The sequence below is a fragment of the Kitasatospora sp. NPDC056531 genome, from assembly GCF_042794375.1.
Lineage (GTDB): Bacteria > Actinomycetota > Actinomycetes > Streptomycetales > Streptomycetaceae > Kitasatospora.
The window spans coordinates 122,777-141,570 of record NZ_JBHTTU010000007.1; the positions used below are offsets into that span (position 1 = coordinate 122,777).

At 71.2% G+C, this 18,794-nt stretch carries 12 protein-coding genes and 1 pseudogene; 9 read left to right on the forward strand and 4 right to left on the reverse strand.

Going from position 1 to position 18,794, the window contains the following annotated elements; genetic code table 11:
* The first annotated feature begins 1 nt into the window (after position 1).
* From ACFQ87_RS10360 to ACFQ87_RS10385, 6 genes are read left to right on the forward strand one after another with little or no spacing between them, the layout of a single operon-like run.
* Positions 2 to 1,417 carry a nitroreductase family protein gene (locus ACFQ87_RS10360; RefSeq protein ID WP_380610213.1) on the forward strand — a complete coding sequence of 472 codons (1,416 nt, stop codon included), beginning with the start codon at positions 2 to 4 and terminating at the stop codon, positions 1,415 to 1,417.
* Positions 1,418 to 1,431: 14 nt separating this feature from the next.
* Positions 1,432 to 3,282 carry a TOMM precursor leader peptide-binding protein gene (locus tag ACFQ87_RS10365; RefSeq protein ID WP_380610214.1) on the forward strand — a complete coding sequence of 617 codons (1,851 nt, stop codon included), beginning with the start codon at positions 1,432 to 1,434 and terminating at the stop codon, positions 3,280 to 3,282.
* Positions 3,279 to 5,681, forward strand: coding sequence for a lantibiotic dehydratase (locus ACFQ87_RS10370; RefSeq protein ID WP_380610215.1), 2,403 nt, complete (start codon positions 3,279 to 3,281; stop codon positions 5,679 to 5,681). The genes ACFQ87_RS10365 and ACFQ87_RS10370 overlap by 4 nt, the downstream gene beginning before the upstream one ends.
* Positions 5,678 to 6,784 (forward strand): thiopeptide maturation pyridine synthase, encoded by a 1,107-nt coding sequence (locus ACFQ87_RS10375; protein ID WP_380610216.1) that lies wholly within the window; start codon positions 5,678 to 5,680, stop codon positions 6,782 to 6,784. The genes ACFQ87_RS10370 and ACFQ87_RS10375 overlap by 4 nt, the downstream gene beginning before the upstream one ends.
* A gap of 49 nt (positions 6,785 to 6,833) precedes the next feature.
* Entirely contained in the window at positions 6,834 to 7,823 is a 990-nt protein-coding gene (locus ACFQ87_RS10380) for an ABC transporter ATP-binding protein (RefSeq protein WP_380610217.1), read from the forward strand.
* The gene (locus ACFQ87_RS10385; protein ID WP_380610218.1) at positions 7,820 to 8,665 is read left to right on the forward strand and encodes an ABC transporter permease; all 846 of its coding nucleotides are present in this window, start codon (positions 7,820 to 7,822) and stop codon (positions 8,663 to 8,665) included. The genes ACFQ87_RS10380 and ACFQ87_RS10385 overlap by 4 nt, the downstream gene beginning before the upstream one ends.
* Positions 8,666 to 8,887: 222 nt before the next feature.
* On the opposite strand, the gene ACFQ87_RS10390 is transcribed toward ACFQ87_RS10385, so the two are convergent.
* The 3 genes from ACFQ87_RS10390 to ACFQ87_RS10400 are packed head-to-tail and all read right to left on the reverse strand — an operon-like array spanning position 8,888 to position 12,398.
* Entirely contained in the window at positions 8,888 to 9,649 is a 762-nt protein-coding gene (locus tag ACFQ87_RS10390) for a succinate dehydrogenase/fumarate reductase iron-sulfur subunit (RefSeq protein ID WP_380610219.1), read from the reverse strand.
* Positions 9,646 to 11,562, reverse strand: a complete 1,917-nt coding sequence (locus tag ACFQ87_RS10395; protein WP_380610220.1) for a fumarate reductase/succinate dehydrogenase flavoprotein subunit — start codon at positions 11,560 to 11,562, stop codon at positions 9,646 to 9,648. Before ACFQ87_RS10395 ends, ACFQ87_RS10390 begins: the two co-directional genes overlap by 4 nt.
* A gap of 17 nt (positions 11,563 to 11,579) precedes the next feature.
* Positions 11,580 to 12,398: a hypothetical protein gene (locus tag ACFQ87_RS10400; RefSeq protein WP_380610221.1), complete on the reverse strand. Its 819-nt coding sequence runs from the start codon at positions 12,396 to 12,398 to the stop codon at positions 11,580 to 11,582.
* A gap of 150 nt (positions 12,399 to 12,548) precedes the next feature.
* On the opposite strand from ACFQ87_RS10400, the pseudogene ACFQ87_RS10405 reads away from it, so the two are divergent.
* Positions 12,549 to 12,647: pseudogene (locus tag ACFQ87_RS10405) on the forward strand (exodeoxyribonuclease III); the annotation flags it as partial.
* 77 nt (positions 12,648 to 12,724) lie between these two features.
* Here ACFQ87_RS10405 and ACFQ87_RS10410 read toward each other — a convergent pair.
* Positions 12,725 to 16,144 (reverse strand): patatin-like protein, encoded by a 3,420-nt coding sequence (locus tag ACFQ87_RS10410; RefSeq protein WP_380610222.1) that lies wholly within the window; start codon positions 16,142 to 16,144, stop codon positions 12,725 to 12,727.
* Between the two features lie 250 nt (positions 16,145 to 16,394).
* Here ACFQ87_RS10410 and ACFQ87_RS10415 point away from each other — a divergent pair, with 250 nt between their 5' ends.
* Both ACFQ87_RS10415 and ACFQ87_RS10420 read left to right on the forward strand, forming a co-directional pair.
* Positions 16,395 to 16,763 (forward strand): hypothetical protein, encoded by a 369-nt coding sequence (locus ACFQ87_RS10415; RefSeq protein ID WP_380610223.1) that lies wholly within the window; start codon positions 16,395 to 16,397, stop codon positions 16,761 to 16,763.
* Entirely contained in the window at positions 16,760 to 18,745 is a 1,986-nt protein-coding gene (locus ACFQ87_RS10420) for a GMC family oxidoreductase (protein ID WP_380610224.1), read from the forward strand. Before ACFQ87_RS10415 ends, ACFQ87_RS10420 begins: the two co-directional genes overlap by 4 nt.
* The last annotated feature ends 49 nt before the right edge of the window (positions 18,746 to 18,794 follow it).

An 18,794-nucleotide genomic window follows, 5' to 3' on the forward strand; every position in this document is an offset into this window, starting at 1 on the left:
CATGGGCGACGCGGCAAGGCGCTACCAGGAGGACGTGCACACCCCGACCGAGGTGGCGAACCCGGAGGCGTACCCGCCCCGGGTGGTCAAGAGCTACCCGGACGCACCGCGGCACCCCCTGCCCTGGCCACCGGAGAAGTCCGGCCACCGGCTGGGCAGGCTGCTCGCGGACCTCGGCGGCATCACCCGGTCGCAGTGGCTGACCCCGCTGGACATGCTGCCCTTCACCGACAGCTTCGAGGCCATCCCGGACGACGATCCGCTGCAGTGGCTGGTGACCCGCCGCCCGACGCCGTCGGGCGGCGCCCGGTACAGCGCCGAGTGGTACGTGATCGCCGGTCCCGACTCGGAGGTGCCCACCGGCGTCCACTACTACGACCCGGCCCGGCACGACCTGGTGCGCCTGCGCTCGGGTGACTACCGGAGCTGGGTGGCGTCCCGACCGGCCGCCACCGTCCTGGTGCAGACCAGTGTGTTCTGGCGGCTGGCCGCCAAGTACGGCGAGATGTACTACCGCCTGGCCTGCCTGGAGGCGGGAATCCAGGTGGCCCAGGCGCTGGCGGTCGCGGGCGACGACAACGCCTCGGCCCGGCTGTGCTTCCCCGACGCCGACGTCACCGAACTGCTGGGGCTCGACCCGCGCGAGGAGGGGGTGCACGCGGTCGTCGAGCTGGTCCCGCCGGTGCCCTCCGCGTTCGGCGGTCCGTCGCTGGCCGCCTTCCCGCGCGCGTTCAGCGCCCACGCGGCCGTGCTCGCCGAGAGCCGCCCCGGCCCGGAACCGCTGCCGGCCGCGCCCGCGGGTGAGGGCAAGCGGATCAGCCTGCCGCTCGCGGAGCCGGACCTGCCGGCCGGCACGCGGACCCGGCACGCCGCCATGCGCGGCTTCAGCGGGGAGGTCATGTCGATCGACGCGTTGGCCACGATCCTCACCGCCTACGGTCAGCAGGCGCGCTGGGACCTGCCGGCCAACCTGGTCGAGTTCTACTGCGTCATCGCCGACGTGGCCGGCGTCCCTTCCGGCGCCTACCGCTACCTCCCCGACGAGCACCAGCTGGAGCTGGTGAGCGAGGGCGACCCCCGGCAGCGGCTGCGGGACGCCGCGCTGGCCGCGCTGACCCAGCAGGGCGCCCGCACGGCGAACGTATGGCTGCTGCCGGTGGGGGACGCCGACGCCGCCGAGGAACGGTTCGGCGCCCGCTGGTACCGGGTGCAACAGGCGGCCGCCGGTGCCGCGCTGCACCGCGCCTGCCTCGCCGCCGCGTCCATCGACGTGGCGAGCCGGATCCAGAACGACGTGCTCACCCATCTGCTGGACTCCTGGTTCGGCCTGGAGGGGCGGAAACGGACCCTGCTGATGGCGCACTTCGGCACGGAGCACCCGGCCGGGCTGCGCCCCGAGTTCCGGCTGACCTGGTGAGGACGATGCAACTCGTGACTGATGCGGTACTCGGTGACGGCCTGCTGGCCGACGCCATCGCCCGGCGCCCGCCGTCGATGCTGGTGGTGGCGCGCGACGGCTGGGACACCGGCGACTGGTCCGCGGCGCACGACCGGGGCGAGCCCTGGCTGCCCGTGTGGACGGAGCTCGACCGGGTCGTGGTCGGCCCGGTCGTCCGGCCCGGCGAGCCCGGCTGCGTCTGGTGCCTGCAGACGCGGCGGTCCGGCGCGCTCCGGCGCGACCAGTGGGCCGGCGAGTTGCGCAAGGACGGCCGGATCGCGACCCGGCCGTCCGACTGGCTGTCGGACTTCGCCGCCGACGCCGTGCGCGAGCTGGTGCACTCGGGCGCCGCGCGGGACTGCTGCTGGTACCTCGACCTGCGCGACCTGTCCATGACCCGGCACTCGTTCCTCCCGGACCCGCTGTGCGCGGTCTGCGGCGTGCTGCCCGACGACACGGCCGCGCGGGCCGCGATCACGCCGCTGCCGCGGCCCAAGCCGAAGGCGCACGCCAGCAGGATCCGCGAACTCTCCGAGTCCCGGCTGACCGAGCTGTACGTGGACGCCGAGACCGGGGTGGTCGCCCCGCCCACCGGCCTGCGCGACTCGCTGTTCCCGCTGGCCGAAGCCGTCCTGGCCGAGTACGGCTATCACGGCGAGGCCGGGTTCGGGCGCACCCGCGACTTCGCCTCCTGCCGGGCCACCGCCGTCGCCGAGGCCCTGGAACGGCTCGGCGGCCAATGGCCCTGGGGCAAGCGGACGACCGTGCGCGGCAGCTACGCGGAACTCGCCGGGGACGCCCTCGATCCGCGGTCGCTCGGCCTGTTCCCCCCGGAGCGGTACCAGGAGCCGGACTGCCCCTACCAGCCGTTCACCGAGGACGCCGTGGTGTCCTGGGTGTGGGCGTACTCGTTCCGCCAGGCGCGGCCGGTGCTCGTCCCGGAGACCTACGCGTACTACCGGACGGCCCTGCAACCGGGGGTCCGGGCGGACAAGCCCTTCACCTTCGAGATCTCCAACGGCTGCGCACTCGGCGGCTGCCTGGAGGAGGCGATCCTGCACGGGATCCTGGAGGTCGTCGAGCGCGACGCGTTCCTGATGACCTGGTACGCCCGGATGCCGGTCCCCGAGGTGGACCTCGCCCGGGCTCCCGACCCGCGCGTCGGGCTCGTCGTCGAGCGCCTCGAACGCACCGGCTACCGGGTGCGGGTCTTCGACATGACGCTCACCGAGGCGATCCCCGCGTTCTGGGTGCTGGCGCAGGACACCACCGGCGACGCCACCCGGCCGCAGGTCATCTGCACCAGCGGATCGGCGCTGGACCCGGTCGCCGCCGTGCTCACCGCGCTCGGCGAACTGGCCCCCATCGTCGAACAGGAGGTGCGCAGGTACCCCGCCGAGGCCGAGCGGGCCCGGCGGATGGCCGCCGATCCCGATCTGGTGCGCATCATGACCGACCACTCGCTGTGCAGCGCGACCCCGGAGGCGTTCGACCGGTTCTCCTTCCTGCTGTCCGGCGACCGCAGGACCGGCTGGGACCAACTCGGCCGCGGCCCCTGGCCGTTCCACGCCGACCTGCGGGACGACCTGACCGAGGCCCTGGACCGGATGCTGGCCGGCGGCATGGACGTCGTGGTCGTCAACCAGACCTCGCCGCTGCACGAGGCCGCCGACCTGCACTGCGTGAAGGTGATCGTGCCCGGCGCGCTGCCCATGACCTTCGGCCATCGCAACCGGAGGACCACCGACCTGCCCCGGCTGCGGGAGGTGCCCCACCGGCTCGGGTACGCACCGCGCCCGCTGACCGACGCCGACCTCAACCCCCACCCCCACCCGTTCCCATGACCAGCCACGCCACCACGTTCGCCGTACGCGTCGCGGGCCTGCCCGCCACCGTGCTCGACCGGCTCGTCGACGAGCGGCTGCGGGACGCCCTGCTGACGGCGGCGCACTCGGCGGCCGCGCTGACGGCTGACGCCGCGGTGCTGTCCGACCGCTGCCACGGCGTGATCGGGGCGCTGTCCGACCCTGGCGCCAAACCGAAGCTGGTCGCGCTGCGGCGGACCGTGCACCAGCTGCGCGATCCGGCGCGGCTGCTCGCCGAGCCCCCGGTCGCCGCCGCCCTCGGCGTCGAACTCGCCTCGGACATCGCCGAGTTCGGCCACGCGGTGGGCCGGTACCGGGCTGACCGCGCGCAGTTGCCGACCGTGCTGGCCGAAGCGGACCGCGCCATCGCCGCGAACCTGCGCGAGATCGGCGCGGATCCCCGCTTCGACCAGGGCCTCGCGCACGCCAGCCCCACCCTGCGCGAGGTCCTCCGGCGCAAACCCGGGCGGCAGGAGCTGATCCGGCTGGCCGTCTACGCGGCCCGCGCCGCCGTCAAGACCAGCCCGTTCAGCACGTTCACCGCCAGCGGCTTCGGCCGGTTCGTCCCGGACGGGCCGGCGCTGCGCTGGACCGCGACCGCACCGGCCCGATCGGTCGTCGACCTCGACCTGTCGGTCCTCACCCCGCTGACCGCCGGGCTGGCCGGGACGAGGGTCCGGATCAACCCGAGCGCGCGTCTGGTGGCCGACAGCGTCCGGTTCCTCGGCCCGGCACCGGCCGAGGAACTCCTCACCCTGCCCCTCACCCCACCGCTGCGGCACTGCCTGCGGGCCGCCGCCGGTCAGCCGACGCTGGCCGAGTTGACGGCGGGTCTCCCCGCGCCGCCGGAGCAGGCGGCCGGATACCTGCGCTCGCTCCTGGCGTCCGGTCTGCTCCTGGCCCGGCCCGACCTCGACGCACACGGGGTCGACCCGCTGGGGCAGTTGGCGGAACGCGTTCCCGGGCTGGCCCCGGTCCGGGAGGCGCTGCGCGAATACCGGGACGCGGACGGAACCGTCCGGGTCGCGCTCGGACCGGTGCTGCGCGAGCGGCTGCTGGCCCTCGGCATCACCGGCGAGCTGCGGGAGGTCGTCACCGAGCAGTCGGTCATCCCCGGCGTCGTGGTCGAAGCGGGCCTGCCGTCCTGGCGGGACACGCTCGACGAGTTGGCCGTCGCCTGCCGGCTGCTCGCGGTCTTCGACCACACGCTGCCCTTCAAACTGGCGATCGCCGCGTTCGTCCGGGAACGCTTCGGCACGGAAGCACCGGTGCCGTTCGACCGGTTCTACGCCGAACTGGTGCGCGACGGGCGCGAGGCGATGCGGCTGCATCCCCGCGCCGTCGCCTTCGACATGACCGGGCTGACCGGTACCCTCGCGGCGAGCCCGGTCGCGGAGGTACGCCACTTGGTCGGTCTGATCGCCGGCATCCGGCGGGCGATGCCGGACCGGCAGCGGATCGAGCAGGTACTCGACGCACTGCCGACCTGGGTGCGCCCGGCCGGGTCGGTCGCCGTGTACGCCCAGCACGACGGCACCGCGTTGATCGTCAACGCGGTGAACTCCGGCTTCGGCCGGGGCCGGTCCCAGGTGCGCCGACTGCTGCACCAGGTCGGGGCGGATCCGCTCCCGGTCGACCCGGTGCACCCGCCCGCGCCGACGTACGCGGAGTTCACCCAGACCCAGGACACCTCGCTCAACCAGCGCGAGATCACCCTGCCGGACCGGCTCGACTACCCGCCGCCCGCCCGGCTGACGGTCGGCGTGGGTGAGGACGGGCTTCCGGTGCTGTTCGACAACGGGTCGGCCGTCCGGCCCGTCCACGGCGGGCTGTCCTACGAGCGGCTGCTCCCGCCCGTCATGGCGTTGCTGATCGAGGCGTTCGGCGAGAACCCCATCCTGCTGCGGCCCGACCAACCGCTGCAGCACGACGCGAGCGCCGGCAGCGGGGAGGGCCGGGTGCTGCACGCACCGCGGCTGGCCATCGGGCGCGTGGTGCTCCGGCGTGCCACCTGGGTGGCCCAGCCGGGTACCCTCCCGCGTCGCGGGGCCGGCCGGTCCGATGCGGACTTCCTACTCACGCTGGTGACCTGGCTGGCCGAGCACGGCATCCCACCCCGGTTCTTCGTCTCCGTCCTGCGGACGGGCGCCGTTTCGGCGGGTGCGTTCGCCGGCGATCGAGCCCGCAAGCCGATGTACGTCGACATCGGCTCACCGCCACTCGTGCTGGCCTTCGAGCGACTGGCCAGGGACCCGGCCTGCGCGGCGGTGTTCCAGGAGGTCGCACCGGAGCCGGAGACCGCCGTCGTCGACGACAGGGGCGCGCCCCGAGTGACCGAGTACGTGATCGAGCTGAACTGTCAAGGAGATGGAAAATGACGGAGTCCTCGTGGCGCAGCGTGAACGTCTTCCACCACGACGGCGACCGGACCGATCTGCTGCTCGACGCGGTGCGCCCCTTCATCACGGCCGTGGCCCCTGCCGTGTCCAGGGTGTACTTCCAGCCGCACTGGCGGCGCGGGCCGCACATCCGCATTCCGATCCGGGCGAGCGCCGAGACCTTCGACGACGTCGTCGCACCGGCCGTCGCCGACGTCCTCCAGGAGTACCTGCGGGCGTCTCCCTCCACCGCGGCCCTGGACGAGCGGGCCGCGCACCCGCAGCACGTCCGGCTTGCCCGGTACGAGCGCGAACGCGGGCCGTTGACGCCCTGGGCGCCCAACAACACCGTCGAGACCGGGCCCCACGACCAGCGCCTGCACGTGCTCGGCGGGCAGACCGCGGCGGACCTGCTCGCCGACTACTACGTCGACACCAACGACATCGTCTTCGACATCCTCGACTGGGTCCGTGGCGGCGGTTCGAAGATGGCGCTCGCGGTGGACATGTTCATCGCGGTGGCGAACCGGTTCCTCCCGCCGGTGACGTACGGTTACATGTCCTACCGCGGACACGCCGACGCCTTCATCGCGAAGATGCCCGACGGCGTGCGCGAACGGTTCGACCGGGTCTACGAGGCCAACGCGGAGCACTTCCGGCAACGGGTCGTCGAGATCACCGCGGCCGCCGACCACCACGAGGTCATCCTGTTCGGCGCCCTCCCGGACACCCTCCTCCGCTACCGCAACCAGGCTGCCGGGCTCCTGGAATCCGGGGAGTTGACGCTCAACACCGACGAGAACGGCGACCCGGAGGCATGGGGTTCGACCTGGAGCGAGTGGTCCGAGCGCAGCCCGTTCCACCAGGCGCTCGGCGGCCACCGGGCAGCGGCCGACCAACTCGGCGGCTGGCAGGCCTTCCAGCAGTACCGGGTCGTACTCAACTGGCTGTACCTCAACATGTACCGCCTCGGCATCGGTGAGCTGGAACGCAACCTGATCTGCCATGTGGTCTCCCGCGCCGTCGAGGACGTGCACGGGGTGACCGCGCTGGACCGGATCCAGGATCTGATCGGTTTCGTCGACAGCGGCGGCCGTCTGTAGCCGGACCGCACGAGAACCGGATCGCACGGGAGAAGGGGAGAGAAACCGCATGAGCCACGCCGTCACCGTCAGCGGCCTCGTCAAGCACTACCACCCGCACGCGCCGGCCGCCGTGGACGGTCTGAGCTTCACGGTCGACCGGGGCACGGTCTTCGGCCTGCTCGGTCCGAACGGGGCGGGGAAGTCCACCACCGTCGGCGTGCTGACCACCCGGATCCTGCCGACCTCGGGCCGATGCCTGCTCTTCGGCACGGACGTGGTGGCCCGACCGGCCGCGGCCAAGCGGTTGCTCGCGGTCGTGCCCCAACGCCAGAACCTGGACCGTTCCCTGGACGTGCGGCAGAACCTGCTCTTCCACGCGCGCTACCACGGCATCGGCCGGGCTGAGCGGCTCAGCCGTGCCGACGAGTTGCTGGACCTGATGGGGCTCACCGATCAGGCCGGGCAACGGGTCGAGCGGCTCTCCGGCGGCCAGGCCCAGCGGGTCGTCATCGCGCGGGCGCTGATGCACGCGCCCGAAGTGCTGTTCCTGGACGAGCCGTCGACCGGACTGGATCCCCAGTCGCGGCTGTTCCTGCACCAGCGCATCCGCGAACTGCGCGACCGCGGCATCACCGTGGTGCTCACCACCCACGACCTGGACGAGGCCGAGAGCCTGTCCGACCGCGTCGGCATCGTCGACCACGGCAAGCTCCTGGCCTTGGACACCCCGCGCGCGCTGACCGGGGCACTCCCCGGCCACAGCACGATCACCGCACAGCTCCGCGGCCCGCGGGTGCCGGCGGACCGGATCGTCGCCGCGCTGACGGAGCTGCCCGGAGCCCACGCCGCCGAGCACGACGCGCCGCCGGGCGACCCGGGAGCCGACGACGGCCACCGCTTCCGGGTGCGCACCGACCAGGACCCGTCGGCCCTGCTTCCGGACGTGCTGCGCACCGTCGTGGACCTGGGCGCGGGAGCCGACCTGGTCGACCTGTCGATCGCCCGGCCCAGCCTCCGGGACGTGTTCATCAACCTGACCGGACGGGAGCTGCGATGACCACCCTGACCGAAACCGCCGACCTGGATCGGAGCCCCGGCACCACCGACCGGCGACCGTGGCAGGACGTCCGTCCTGTGACCCGGACCTTCCTCGCGGTGTTGTGGCGCGACGTGTTCACCACGACCCGGCGGCCGGCCCCGTTCCTCGTGCAGGTGATCGTCCAGCCCTTGCTGCTGTTCTTCGTCTTCGGCAAGGTCCTCGGCGAAGCCGGGTACACCAGAGGCGACTTCGGTGCGACGCTGCTGCCCGGCGTCATGGCGCTCAACGCACTGCTCGTCTCGCTGCAGAACACCGCGATGCCACTGATCATGGACTTCTCGTGGTCCGGCGAGATCGAGGACCGGCTGCTCGCACCACTGCCGGGGCCCCTGGTCGCAGTGGCCAAGGTGGTGTTCGGAACCCTCTGCGGCCTGTTCGCCGGTCTGGTCATGGCACCGATCGGCTTCCTCGTGCTGGACACCACGGGCTGGCCGCTCACTGCCTGGCCGGGCGTGCTGTTCGTCCTCCTGCTCGGCTCGGCGGCCGGCGCCGGTATCGGCCTGGTGCTGGGCACGGTCGTGTCGCCGGACCGGATCAGCGTCACCTTCTCGCTCGTCCTGGCTCCGTTGACGTTCACCGGATCGGTCCAGTACCCGTGGTCGTCCCTCGGCCACGTCCGATGGTTCCAGGTGGTCTCCACGGTGAACCCGCTGACCTACGTCAGCGAGGGCCTGCGAGCGGTGACGCTGCCCGGCCTCCCGTCGATCCCCCTGTGGACGGACACCCTGGTGCTGCTGTTCGCCACGGTGGTCGCCGTGGCGATCGGCATCAGGGGATTCATGTCGCGCGCGCTCGGCTGACGGTCGGGTCCCGGCAGTGCGGAACGAGCCGGAGGCGATGGCCGCGCCCACATCGGCGGCCCGGTACACGACGTCCGCCATGGCAGCCGGATCCGCCGCCAGCAGGCCCCGCTCGCAGGCCCCGGGCGAGGAACAGTCGGGCCGCCTCGCGGGCCGGGTTCACACCGATGGCGAGGGCCACCGCCGTGGCCGCGGCGCGCCCGAGGCCGCGGAGCCCGGTGCTCACCGCGCCGGTTTGGTGCGTCGGCCGATCCTGCTGCCGAGCCAGACCAGCGGGTCGTACTTGCGGTCCGCGACCCGCTCCTTGAGCGGGATCAGCGCATTGTCCGTGATCTTGATGCGCTCGGGGCAGACCTCGGTGCAGCACTTGGTGATGTTGCAGTAACCCAGCCCGTGCACCTCCTGCGCATCGGTCTGCCGGTCCACCGTGTCCAGCGGATGCATGTCCAGCTCCGCGATCCGCATCAGATAGCGCGGCCCGGCGAAGGTGTCCTTGTTCTCCTCGTGATCACGCACCACGTGGCAGGTGTTCTGGCACAGGTAGCACTCGATGCACTTGCGGAACTCCTGCGAGCGCTCGACGTCCTCCTGCCGCATCCGGTACTCGCCGGCCCGGAGGCCCGGCGGCGGCGCGAAGCTCGGAATCTCGCGCGCCTTGGCGTAGTTGAAGGACACGTCCGTCACCAGGTCCCGGATCACCGGGAAGGCCCGCAGCGGTGTGATGGTCACCGGCTGGTCCGGCGGCAGCGCGGACATCCGGGTCATGCAGAGCAGCCGCGGCCGCCCGTTGATCTCGGCGCTGCACGAGCCGCACTTGCCGGCCTTGCAGTTCCAGCGGACCGCGAGGTCCGGCGCCTGGTCGGCCTGCAGCCGGAGCACCAGGTCGAGCACCACCTCGCCCTCGTGGACCTCGATCCGGTACGAGGTGAAGCCGCCGCCGGACACGTCACCCCGCCACACCCGGAACTCAGCGTGGTACGTCATTCCTGCACTCCTTCGGACAGCTCCTCGGCCGTCAGGTACCTCGCCAGTTCCTCGCGCGTGAACAGCGCCAGCAGATCGGGCCGGGCCACCCCGTTCCGCTCGCGGGCCACCTCGATCCCGTCCCCGCCGTACCGGCAGACCAGGTTGACCTTCCGCCACTCCCGGTCCATGCCGGGCCGGTCCTCGCGGGTGTGGCCGCCACGGCTCTCGGTGCGCATGAGCGCGGCGCGAGCCACGCACTCGGAGACCAGCAGCAGGTTGCGCAGGTCCAGGGCCAGGTGCCAGCCGGGGTTGAACTGCCGGTGACCCTCGACCACCGTACGGGCCGCGCGCTCCCTGAGCTCGGCCAGCTTCTCCAGTGCCTGTCGCATCTCGCCCTCGCGGCGAACGATGCCGACCAGGTCGTTCATGGTCTGCTGGAGCTCCCGGTGCAAGGCGTACGGGTTCTCCACCGACCCGCCCGCGCCCCGCGTCGTGTCGAACGGCGCCACCGCCTCCCGCACGGCCTCCTCCAGCTGCGCCCCGTCGATCGCCGGACGGTCTGCCAGGCCGCGCGCGTACTCGGCGGCGTGCAGCCCGGCCCGGCGGCCGAAGACCAGCAGGTCGGAGAGCGAGTTGCCGCCGAGGCGATTGGACCCGTGCATTCCGCCGGCCACCTCGCCCGCCGCGTACAGGCCGGGGACGGCGGGGCTGGCCGCGGTGTCCGGGTCCACCTCGACCCCGCCCATCACGTAGTGGCAGGTCGGCCCGACCTCCATCGGCTCGCGGGTGATGTCGACGTCCGCCAGCTCCCTGAACTGGTGGTACATCGAAGGCAGCTTACGGGTGATCTCCTCGGCCGGAAGCCGGGTGGAGACGTCCAGGTAGACCCCGCCGTGCGGGGTGCCGCGGCCTGCCTTGACCTCGGCGTTGATCGCCCGGGACACCTCGTCGCGCGGGAGGAGATCGGGCGGGCGGCGGTTGTGGTCGGGGTCGGCGAACCAGCGGTCCGCCTCCTGCTCGGTCTCGGCGTACTGACCCTTGAAGACCTCCGGAATGTAGTCGAACATGAACCGGCGACCGTCGTTGTTGCGCAGGACCCCACCGTCTCCACGCACCGACTCGGTGACCAGGATGCCCTTGACGGACGGCGGCCAGACCATGCCGGTCGGGTGGAACTGGACGAACTCCATGTGCAGCAGGCCCGCCCCGGCCAGCAGCGCGAGCGCGTGGCCGTCACCGGTGTACTCCCAGGAGTTGGAGGTCACCTTGAACGACTTCCCGATCCCGCCGGTCGCCAGCACCACAGCCGGTGCCTCGACGACGCAGAACCGCCCGCTCTCCCGGTCGTAGCCGAAGACGCCCGCAACCCGGTCGCGGTCCTTCATGACCCGGGTCACCGTGCACTCCTGAAGGACCTTCAGCCCGGACTCGTACCGTGTCGGATCCTTCTGGCCGGACGCCCGGTGGTCCTCCTGCTGCAGCGAGACCACCTTCTGCTGCAGCGTGCGGATCAGCTCCAGGCCCGTCCGGTCGCCGACATGGGCCAGGCGCGGGTACTCGTGGCCGCCGAAGTTGCGCTGAGCCATCCGGCCGTCCTCGGTCCGGTCGAAGAGCGCGCCCCAGGTCTCCAGCTCCCAGACCCGCTCCGGCGCCTCCTTGGCGTGCAGCTCGGCCATACGCCAGTTGTTGAGGAACTTCCCACCGCGCATGGTGTCGCGGAAGTGCACCTGCCAGTTGTCGTTGCTGTTGACGTTGCCCATCGCGGCGGCGATCCCACCCTCGGCCATTACCGTGTGCGCCTTGCCGAGCAGCGACTTGCAGATCACCACCACCCGCAGCCCCTGCTCGCGCACCGCGATCGCGGCCCGCAGACCCGCCCCACCGGCGCCCACCACGACCACGTCGCAGCCGTGCCGCTCGAGTTCAGCCATGCGCATGTCCTCTCAGCTCACCAGAGGGTGGGGTCGGTGAAGGCCCCGGACGCCACCAGGTACACGTACAGGTCGGCCATTGCGACGGAGGCCAGTGAGCACCACGCGAGCTGCATGTGGCGAGCGTTCAGACGACTGACGGTCAGCCACATCCGGTAGCGCACCGGATGCTTGGAGAAGTGCTTGAGCCGTCCGCCGAGGCTGTGCCGGCAGGAGTGACAGGACAGCGTGTACGCCCAGATCAGGGCGACGTTCACCAGCAGGACGAAGCTGCCGAGCCCTGCGTGTCCCCACGCACCGGAGGCGTCACGGAAGCCCAACGCGACGTCGTAGGTGAGGATCGCGGCGAACGGGAGAGCCAGGTAGAAGAAGTACCGGTGGGCGTTCTGCAGGATCAACGGCATCCGGGTCTCGCCGCCGTAGCGGGCGTGCGGCTCGGCCACCGCGCAGGCCGGCGGCGAGGACCAGAACGCACGGTAATAGGCCTTGCGGTAGTAGTAGCAGGTGACCCGGAAGCCCAGGGGGAAGACCAGCACCAGCAGCGCGGGCGACAGCCTCCACCAGCTTCCGAACAACGCCCAGTCAGCCCCGCCTCGTACGCTCACGCAGTTCGCGGCCAGGCAGGGCGAGTAGAAGGGGGAGACGTACGGCGCCACGTAGTAGTGCGTCCCGTCGAAGGCTCGCCAGGTCGCGTAGCCCACGAAAGCGAGCAGGCCGGCGACCGTGGCCAGTCGCGGGAGCCACCAGCGGTCGGTGCGCAGGTGCCCTTGCGGAATGCCGGCCCGGCCCGGCCCGTGGACGCCCGTACCGGCGGGCCGATCGGTTCCGGTCCTCACATCCGACCCTCCTTGCTGCGGCGGGCTCCTCGCCCCGGATCGCCACGAGTGTGGCGCAGGTCACCCTACGGGCAACTCCGGCGCCAGGACCGGCCCGTCACGCTCGCGTCGGGGCGATGTCCACCAACCGGCTGCATCACCCGCACAAGACCCGGCACCGCCGCCAAGGCCGTCGAGGCCTACGTCGAGAGCGCCGCCACCCACGCCGGGCGCTGGTCCGACCACGCACCCGTCACCACCGCATTCGACGTAAACATCCAGGAGCTGTATCCACTGATGCAGATGAGTCAGCAAAAAGTCAGCATCAGTCCGCGCCTGGTGGCTCCTCAGCTGCGATCCCCGGAAGCAGCACCGTCGGCCGCCTCCCGTGGCGCGGTTGCGGCCCGCGCCTCCGCCTGTTCGGCCTGGTGCCCATCGTCGGCAGCCACGGCTTCCGGTCGCGGTTCGGGATACTTCTGTTTCGGTTCCTGCTTCCGCTCCCAGCGCTGGGCTCGGGACACCCACCACCCGACCAGGACGACGAGTAGGCCCACCCCGATCCTGAACAGTCCGCTCAGCACGGCCCCGGCCACGTGGCCCTTCACCGAGTCCCAGGCCAGGTAGGCGGCTACGCCGAGGGCGAGTACGGCAATGGTGGCGAGGCGCCATCCCACCCGATGGGCGCCCCGTGCCAGCAGTTTCGTCTTTTCATACCCCTCCGAGGTCCTCCCGTTGTCCGCCGGCGTCTTCCCCCCGTCGGACCCCGGTGCCGGCTTCTGAGGAGGCCTGATCAGCAGGGCTGATGCGGAGGCCCCGGCCAGCAGGAGGAAGGCTCCGGCGACCGGGAACGCCGTGGGCAGGCCGGGCACGAAGAGGGCCGAGGCCAGGAGCACCCCGCCGACGGCCAGAGCGAGATTCACCGCGTTGGCGGCGAACCAGCTCCGGCGGGTGAGGAAGGTGACCATCCCCCAGACCGTGAGGGTGTAGCCACGGAGGGCCGCGAGGACCATGTGGACCGGCTTCACCTGGCGGAACCCGATGACCGACGCGGGATTCTGAGCGGTCGCGGTGCTCACGGCGACCGCCGCCGTCTGGGAGAGCGTGCGGGCGAAGGTGTCGCTGCCCACGTCGTGCGAGATGAGCTCCTTGCCGATCCGGTCGGCCTCCTCCCACAGGTCCAGCAGGGCCTCGGCCGGGAGGTCGTCCCCAGCGGCGTCCTTCTTCCTCTCCTCGTAGCTGCTCAGCCAGCTCCTCTCCCCGGGGGTACGGTCGTTGCCCGGCTCACCGCTGATCGCGGTCGCCAGCGTGTCGAGGTCCTGTCGGAGGATGTCGGCCCGAATGGCCTGGCTGATCACTTTGATACATGCCTGGAGCCCGTCCAGGTCGACCGCTGCTCCGTCCCGCCCCGTCCGGCTCGCGTCCTGCGCCGAGCGTTTCCATCGGGACGGGCCCACGTGGACCTCGGTGACGATGCTCCTCAGGTACTTCTCGCACTGACCCCGGTACTTCGCCCACTCCGTCTCAAGCCAACCGCCGTCCGGGCTCTCCGGCCCGGGGTAGGTGGCACATCTGTGGATCTCCTCGAGCAGCTGACCCACACGTTGTCCGCGCTTCGCGTCGATCTGCGCGGCCGAAGTCGACCGGCTGTCGACCACGACCGCGGCACGCTGTCTGAGCCGGTCGGACGAGAGCAGCATGCGCACGATGTGTTCAGCACCGTCCACGCGCCCGCGCAGCCAGTCGTTGACCCTCCAGGACGGACGGTAGAACGCACCGAAGTGGTGGAGTTGCGTACCCGTCAACAGATGCGGGTCCGTGGACGAGAACTGGACGAGCTCCACCTCCTGTTCGACGTCCTGGCTGGCGCCTGAGAAGGCCAGCTGGACGACATCGAGCCGGAGCATGCGCTGCAGCACCCCGTGCTCGGACGGGAGCCTGTGCCGCAGCAGCCCCCGTGTAAATCGCGGTCCCCCGGCCGAGCCGAACAGGTAGTCGTGGAGGTCGCTGAGGCGCCGGCTGTCCAGGTGGTCGGACTCGACGGGCCGCCGAATCCCGGCCACGTCGGCGACAGCCGGGGCGCAGGCCCGCAGCACCCCGGCGATCTCACGGGCCGTCTTGTACGGCCACCCCGGGTCGTACTCGCGGCTGCCGCACTTGACGACTCCCTCGAGCCACGTCTCCAGCTCCCGCTTGTTCGTCGCCTCGCCGGATCCCTGCGCGATGCGGCCCGGCATCGCCGTGGCCGCCGATCCCGCCCAGTACTCGTCCAGTTCGCGCCGCTTCGCCCGGATCCCCTCAAGCGCGGGCCTCAGCCTGCGACGGGCTTCGATGATCTCCGCACGCTCGGGTCGTCCCATCGGAGCCAACCGGACTGCCCGCCTCAGCACGTCGACGGCCATGTCCGCCAGCCGCTCGACGGTCGTCACACCCCAGTCCCACTGCTCGCCCGTCCGCTTCAGAGCCGCATCCAAGGTGTCTGCGGGAATGAACGAACCGTCCTTGCCCCGCCTCCGCCGCAGCACCCCCTGTACCACCTCGACCAGTTCGAGCCGGCTCCATGCCTTCTCTCCCTCCGCCTGGCCCGCGGCGATGAGTCCTCCGATGATTCGCGCGGCATGGTCGACGCGGACATCGACGTACCCGCTCCACGCCTGCTCGGACAGCTCCTGAGCAGCGTCCGTCATCGCGGCCGCGAGACGGTCCCTGACCTGCCGCCGGAGGCGCACCGCCTCGTTGTTGGTGCGGATCTCGGCCAGTTCACGCGACACCGAGTCGGTCGACCGCAGTCGGGTGAACACACCGAGAACGGCGTCACGGGCATGCGGAAGGTTCTCCTTGGCGGGCAGGACGACCGGCCCGGACGGGTCGGGCACGACGTAGGCGAGCACTCGGCGCACCTGGATTCCCGCAGTCTGCCGGTACACGGCCTCCAGCGCCGGGCGGATGGGTTTGTTGAGCAGCACACCGCCGTCGAGGACGTACTGCGACTGGCGGAAGTTGGCACCGCCCGCGGCCGACGGCCATGGTCCGTCCCCGGTGGTGGGAGAGCCATCGACCTCCACCCAGTGCGGCTCGAACGCCCCCGGGAAGGAGGATGTGCAGCGGGCAGCGGCCGCCAACTTCGTGACGATGTCTTTGTCTGACAGGTCCGCGACGCCGGGTCGGCCATCGACGGGCTTGGCGAACCTGAAGAGCGCGTCGTGGTCCACCTCGGTGATCCGAGCCCCCAGGTCGTCGGTGAACGGCGTCGTCCGGCCCTCCCAGAGGGTTCCGGTGAGGATGAGTTCGACCGGGTGGCCGACACCGTCTCCGGCGGGTTCGGCGGCAAGGATCCCGGTGAGGGCCGTCTTCAGTGTCGGGAGGAAGTAACCGTCCCCCTGGAGGAGGGACGGCGGGTCCTTGTCGAGCGGGCTGCGCAACAGCAGCTCCAGACTGCCGTGATCACGCCACAGGTCCCGCAGTCGGTCGATGTCCCGATCCTGGGCGAGCCCGAGGGCGAGGAAGGCGCCGTTGATCCCGCCTGCCGACGTTCCGGCGATGACGTCCACGCGCGCATCGGCCTGCAGCAGGTCGAGCAGCGGCTGGTAGGGCGCCTGCTCCCGATGACGCGCCATCGCGAGCCTGTGCAGCTCCAGCGTTACACCGCTCATCCAGACAGCGAGGCTCACACCACCGTTCAGCACCACGGCGAGGCGAATGTCCTGACGGTCGTAGCCGTTCTCCGCCGAGCCGTTCCGGGAATTTGAATCTTCATCCGTTGCGTCCATCACAACGTCTCCGTCAGCGTTGCGCACCCTGTGCACCCGACCTGGCGAAATCAGTCTGATCCACGAGCACCCGGGTGCGCAAAACCATGAGGATCGCCAACGAAGTACCAAGAAGTCACAAGCCACCGCCCGCACCGCACCGCGTCACACATTCGGCCCTTTCCCAGTGGCGACTTGAGCAGATCGATGATGACGTTGAGCACGACTACATGCGTATTCCGGAATTCATCCGATGAGAGACGTGGTGCACATGCACGAGATCGCCCGATACGGCCTGGCCGGCATCCGCCTCGTCAACGGAGCCATGGCTCTGCTGGCCCCGAACACCCTGGCGAAGCGGCTCGGTATCGAGACCGGCCGCGACAGCGGCGTGACGTACACGCTCCGGCTCTTCGGCGTGCGGACGGTGCTTCTGGGCGCCGAACTCTTCCTCGTCAAGGACGGCGCGGAACTCAACCGAGCGCTGCTCCGCGGGACGTTCATCCACACGAGCGACGCGCTCGCGGCCGCCCGAGCGGGGAAGAACGGCGACCTGCCGCCCCGGTCGGCAGCGATCGCCACGGCGATCTCCTCCGTCAACGTCGCGCTGACCTTCCTCGCGCGGGAACCGTCGCGATGAACGCGTCACAGGGACGGTCCACCTCGGCCGCGCCCGACCCGCCGGACGCGAACGAGGAGTTCGACTTCGTCGTCGTCGGATCGGGAGCAGGCGGCGGGCCGCTGGCGGCGAACCTCGCCGAAGCCGGCTACCACGTGCTGCTGTTCGAAGCGGGCGGTGCGGACGAGGGCCTCGACACCACCGTCCCGGCCTTCCACGGTCAGGCGACCGAGGACCCCCGCCTGCGGTGGGACTTCTATGTGCGGCACTGGGACGACGAGGAGCGGCAGCGGCGCGACGACAAGTACGTCGCCGAGCACCACGGCGTCTGGTACCCCCGCGCCGGCACGCTGGGCGGGTGCTCCGCCCACAACGCCATGATCACGGTCTGCCCGCACGCGGCGGACTGGGACGGCATCGCCCGGCTGACCGGCGACCCCTCGTGGGCCAGTCCCCGGATGAGGCGCTGGTTCCAGAAGCTCGAACGCTGCACGTACGTCGACCGCCCGCGGCTCCTGCCCCGGAACCGGCTGCTCGCCGCCGTCCTGGAACGCCTTCCGCTGATCTCGGCCGCGTTCGTCAACAAGAGCGGCCACGGCTTCGACGGCTGGCTCTCGACGTCCCTCGCGGACCCGCGGCTGGCCCTGCGCGACCCACAGCTGCTCAAAGTCGTCGTGTCCGCCGCGGAGGCCGCACTGGCCACGACGCTCAGACGTCCACTCACCCTCCTCGAACGGCTGGACACCTACTTCGACCCCAATGACCGGCGGGTGGAGGGCGGCGCACCCGGTGGACTGTGGATGATCCCCCTGGCCACGTCCGGAGGACACCGCGTCGGCGTCCGGGAGCGCATCAGGGACGTGCAGCGACGGCACCCGGACCGCCTCACCGTACGCACGGGCGCGCTCGTCACCCGCGTCCTGCTCGACGAGGACCTGACCGCGGTGGGGGTCGAGTACCTGGCTCAACCACACGCGTACCGCGCCGATCCGGGCGCCGAGGCCGAGCCCCAGCCGCCACTGTCCCAGGTCAGGGTCCGCCGGGAGGTGGTCCTGTCCGGCGGTGCCTTCAACACGCCGCAGCTGCTGATGCTCTCCGGGATCGGGCCGCGCGCCGAACTCCTCAGGCACGGGCTGCCCGTGCGACTCGATCTGCCGGGGGTCGGCTCGAACCTGCAGGACCGCTACGAGGTCGGTGTCGTCTCCGAGATGGACGAGGCGTTCACCCTGATCGAGGACTGCACGTTCGAGCCGCCCGTACCGGGAGCTCCGGAGGACCGCTGCCTCACCGCGTGGGAGAGCGGTCACGGCGTCTACACCTCCAACGGCGCAGTCATCGCGATCACGGCCAGGTCGAAACCGCAGCTGGCGTCGCCCGACCTGTTCCTCTTCGGCCTGCCCGCGTACTTCCACGGCTACTACCCCGGCTACTCGGGTGAACTGTTCCGCAACAGGCGGTACTTCACCTGGGCGGTGCTCAAGGCCCACACGCGGAACACCGGCGGCCGGGTGGGACTGCGCAGCGCCGACCCCCGTGACACGCCGTTGATCTCGTTCCGGTACTTCGAGGAGGGCACCGACCACCTCGGCGAGGACCTCGACGCGGTCGTGCACGGCATCGAGTTGGCGCGCGACGTCATGCGGCGCGCCGGAGCGCTGGTGGAGCGTGAGGTCCTGCCCGGGGCGGGCGTCCGAAGTCCCGAGGACCTGCGCGGCTTCGTCCGTGACCAGGCGTGGGGGCACCACCCCTGCGGTACGGCGCGGATCGGAGCCGGGAACGACCCCATGGCCGTGGTGGACAGCCGCTTCCGCGTCCTCGGTACCAAGGGCCTGCGCGTCGTCGACGCCTCGGTCTTCCCTCGGATCCCGGGATTCTTCATCGTCACGGCCGTCTACATGATCGCCGAGAAGGCGAGCGCGGTGATGCTCGAGGATGCCGCCGCGAACGGCCGTTCCGTCCGCACGCCCCGAGGCCGCCAGGCAGACGTTGTACGCACCCGGTGACGCCGGCCTTCGACCGAGCAGGACCTACGGCCCGAATCCCGATCACACA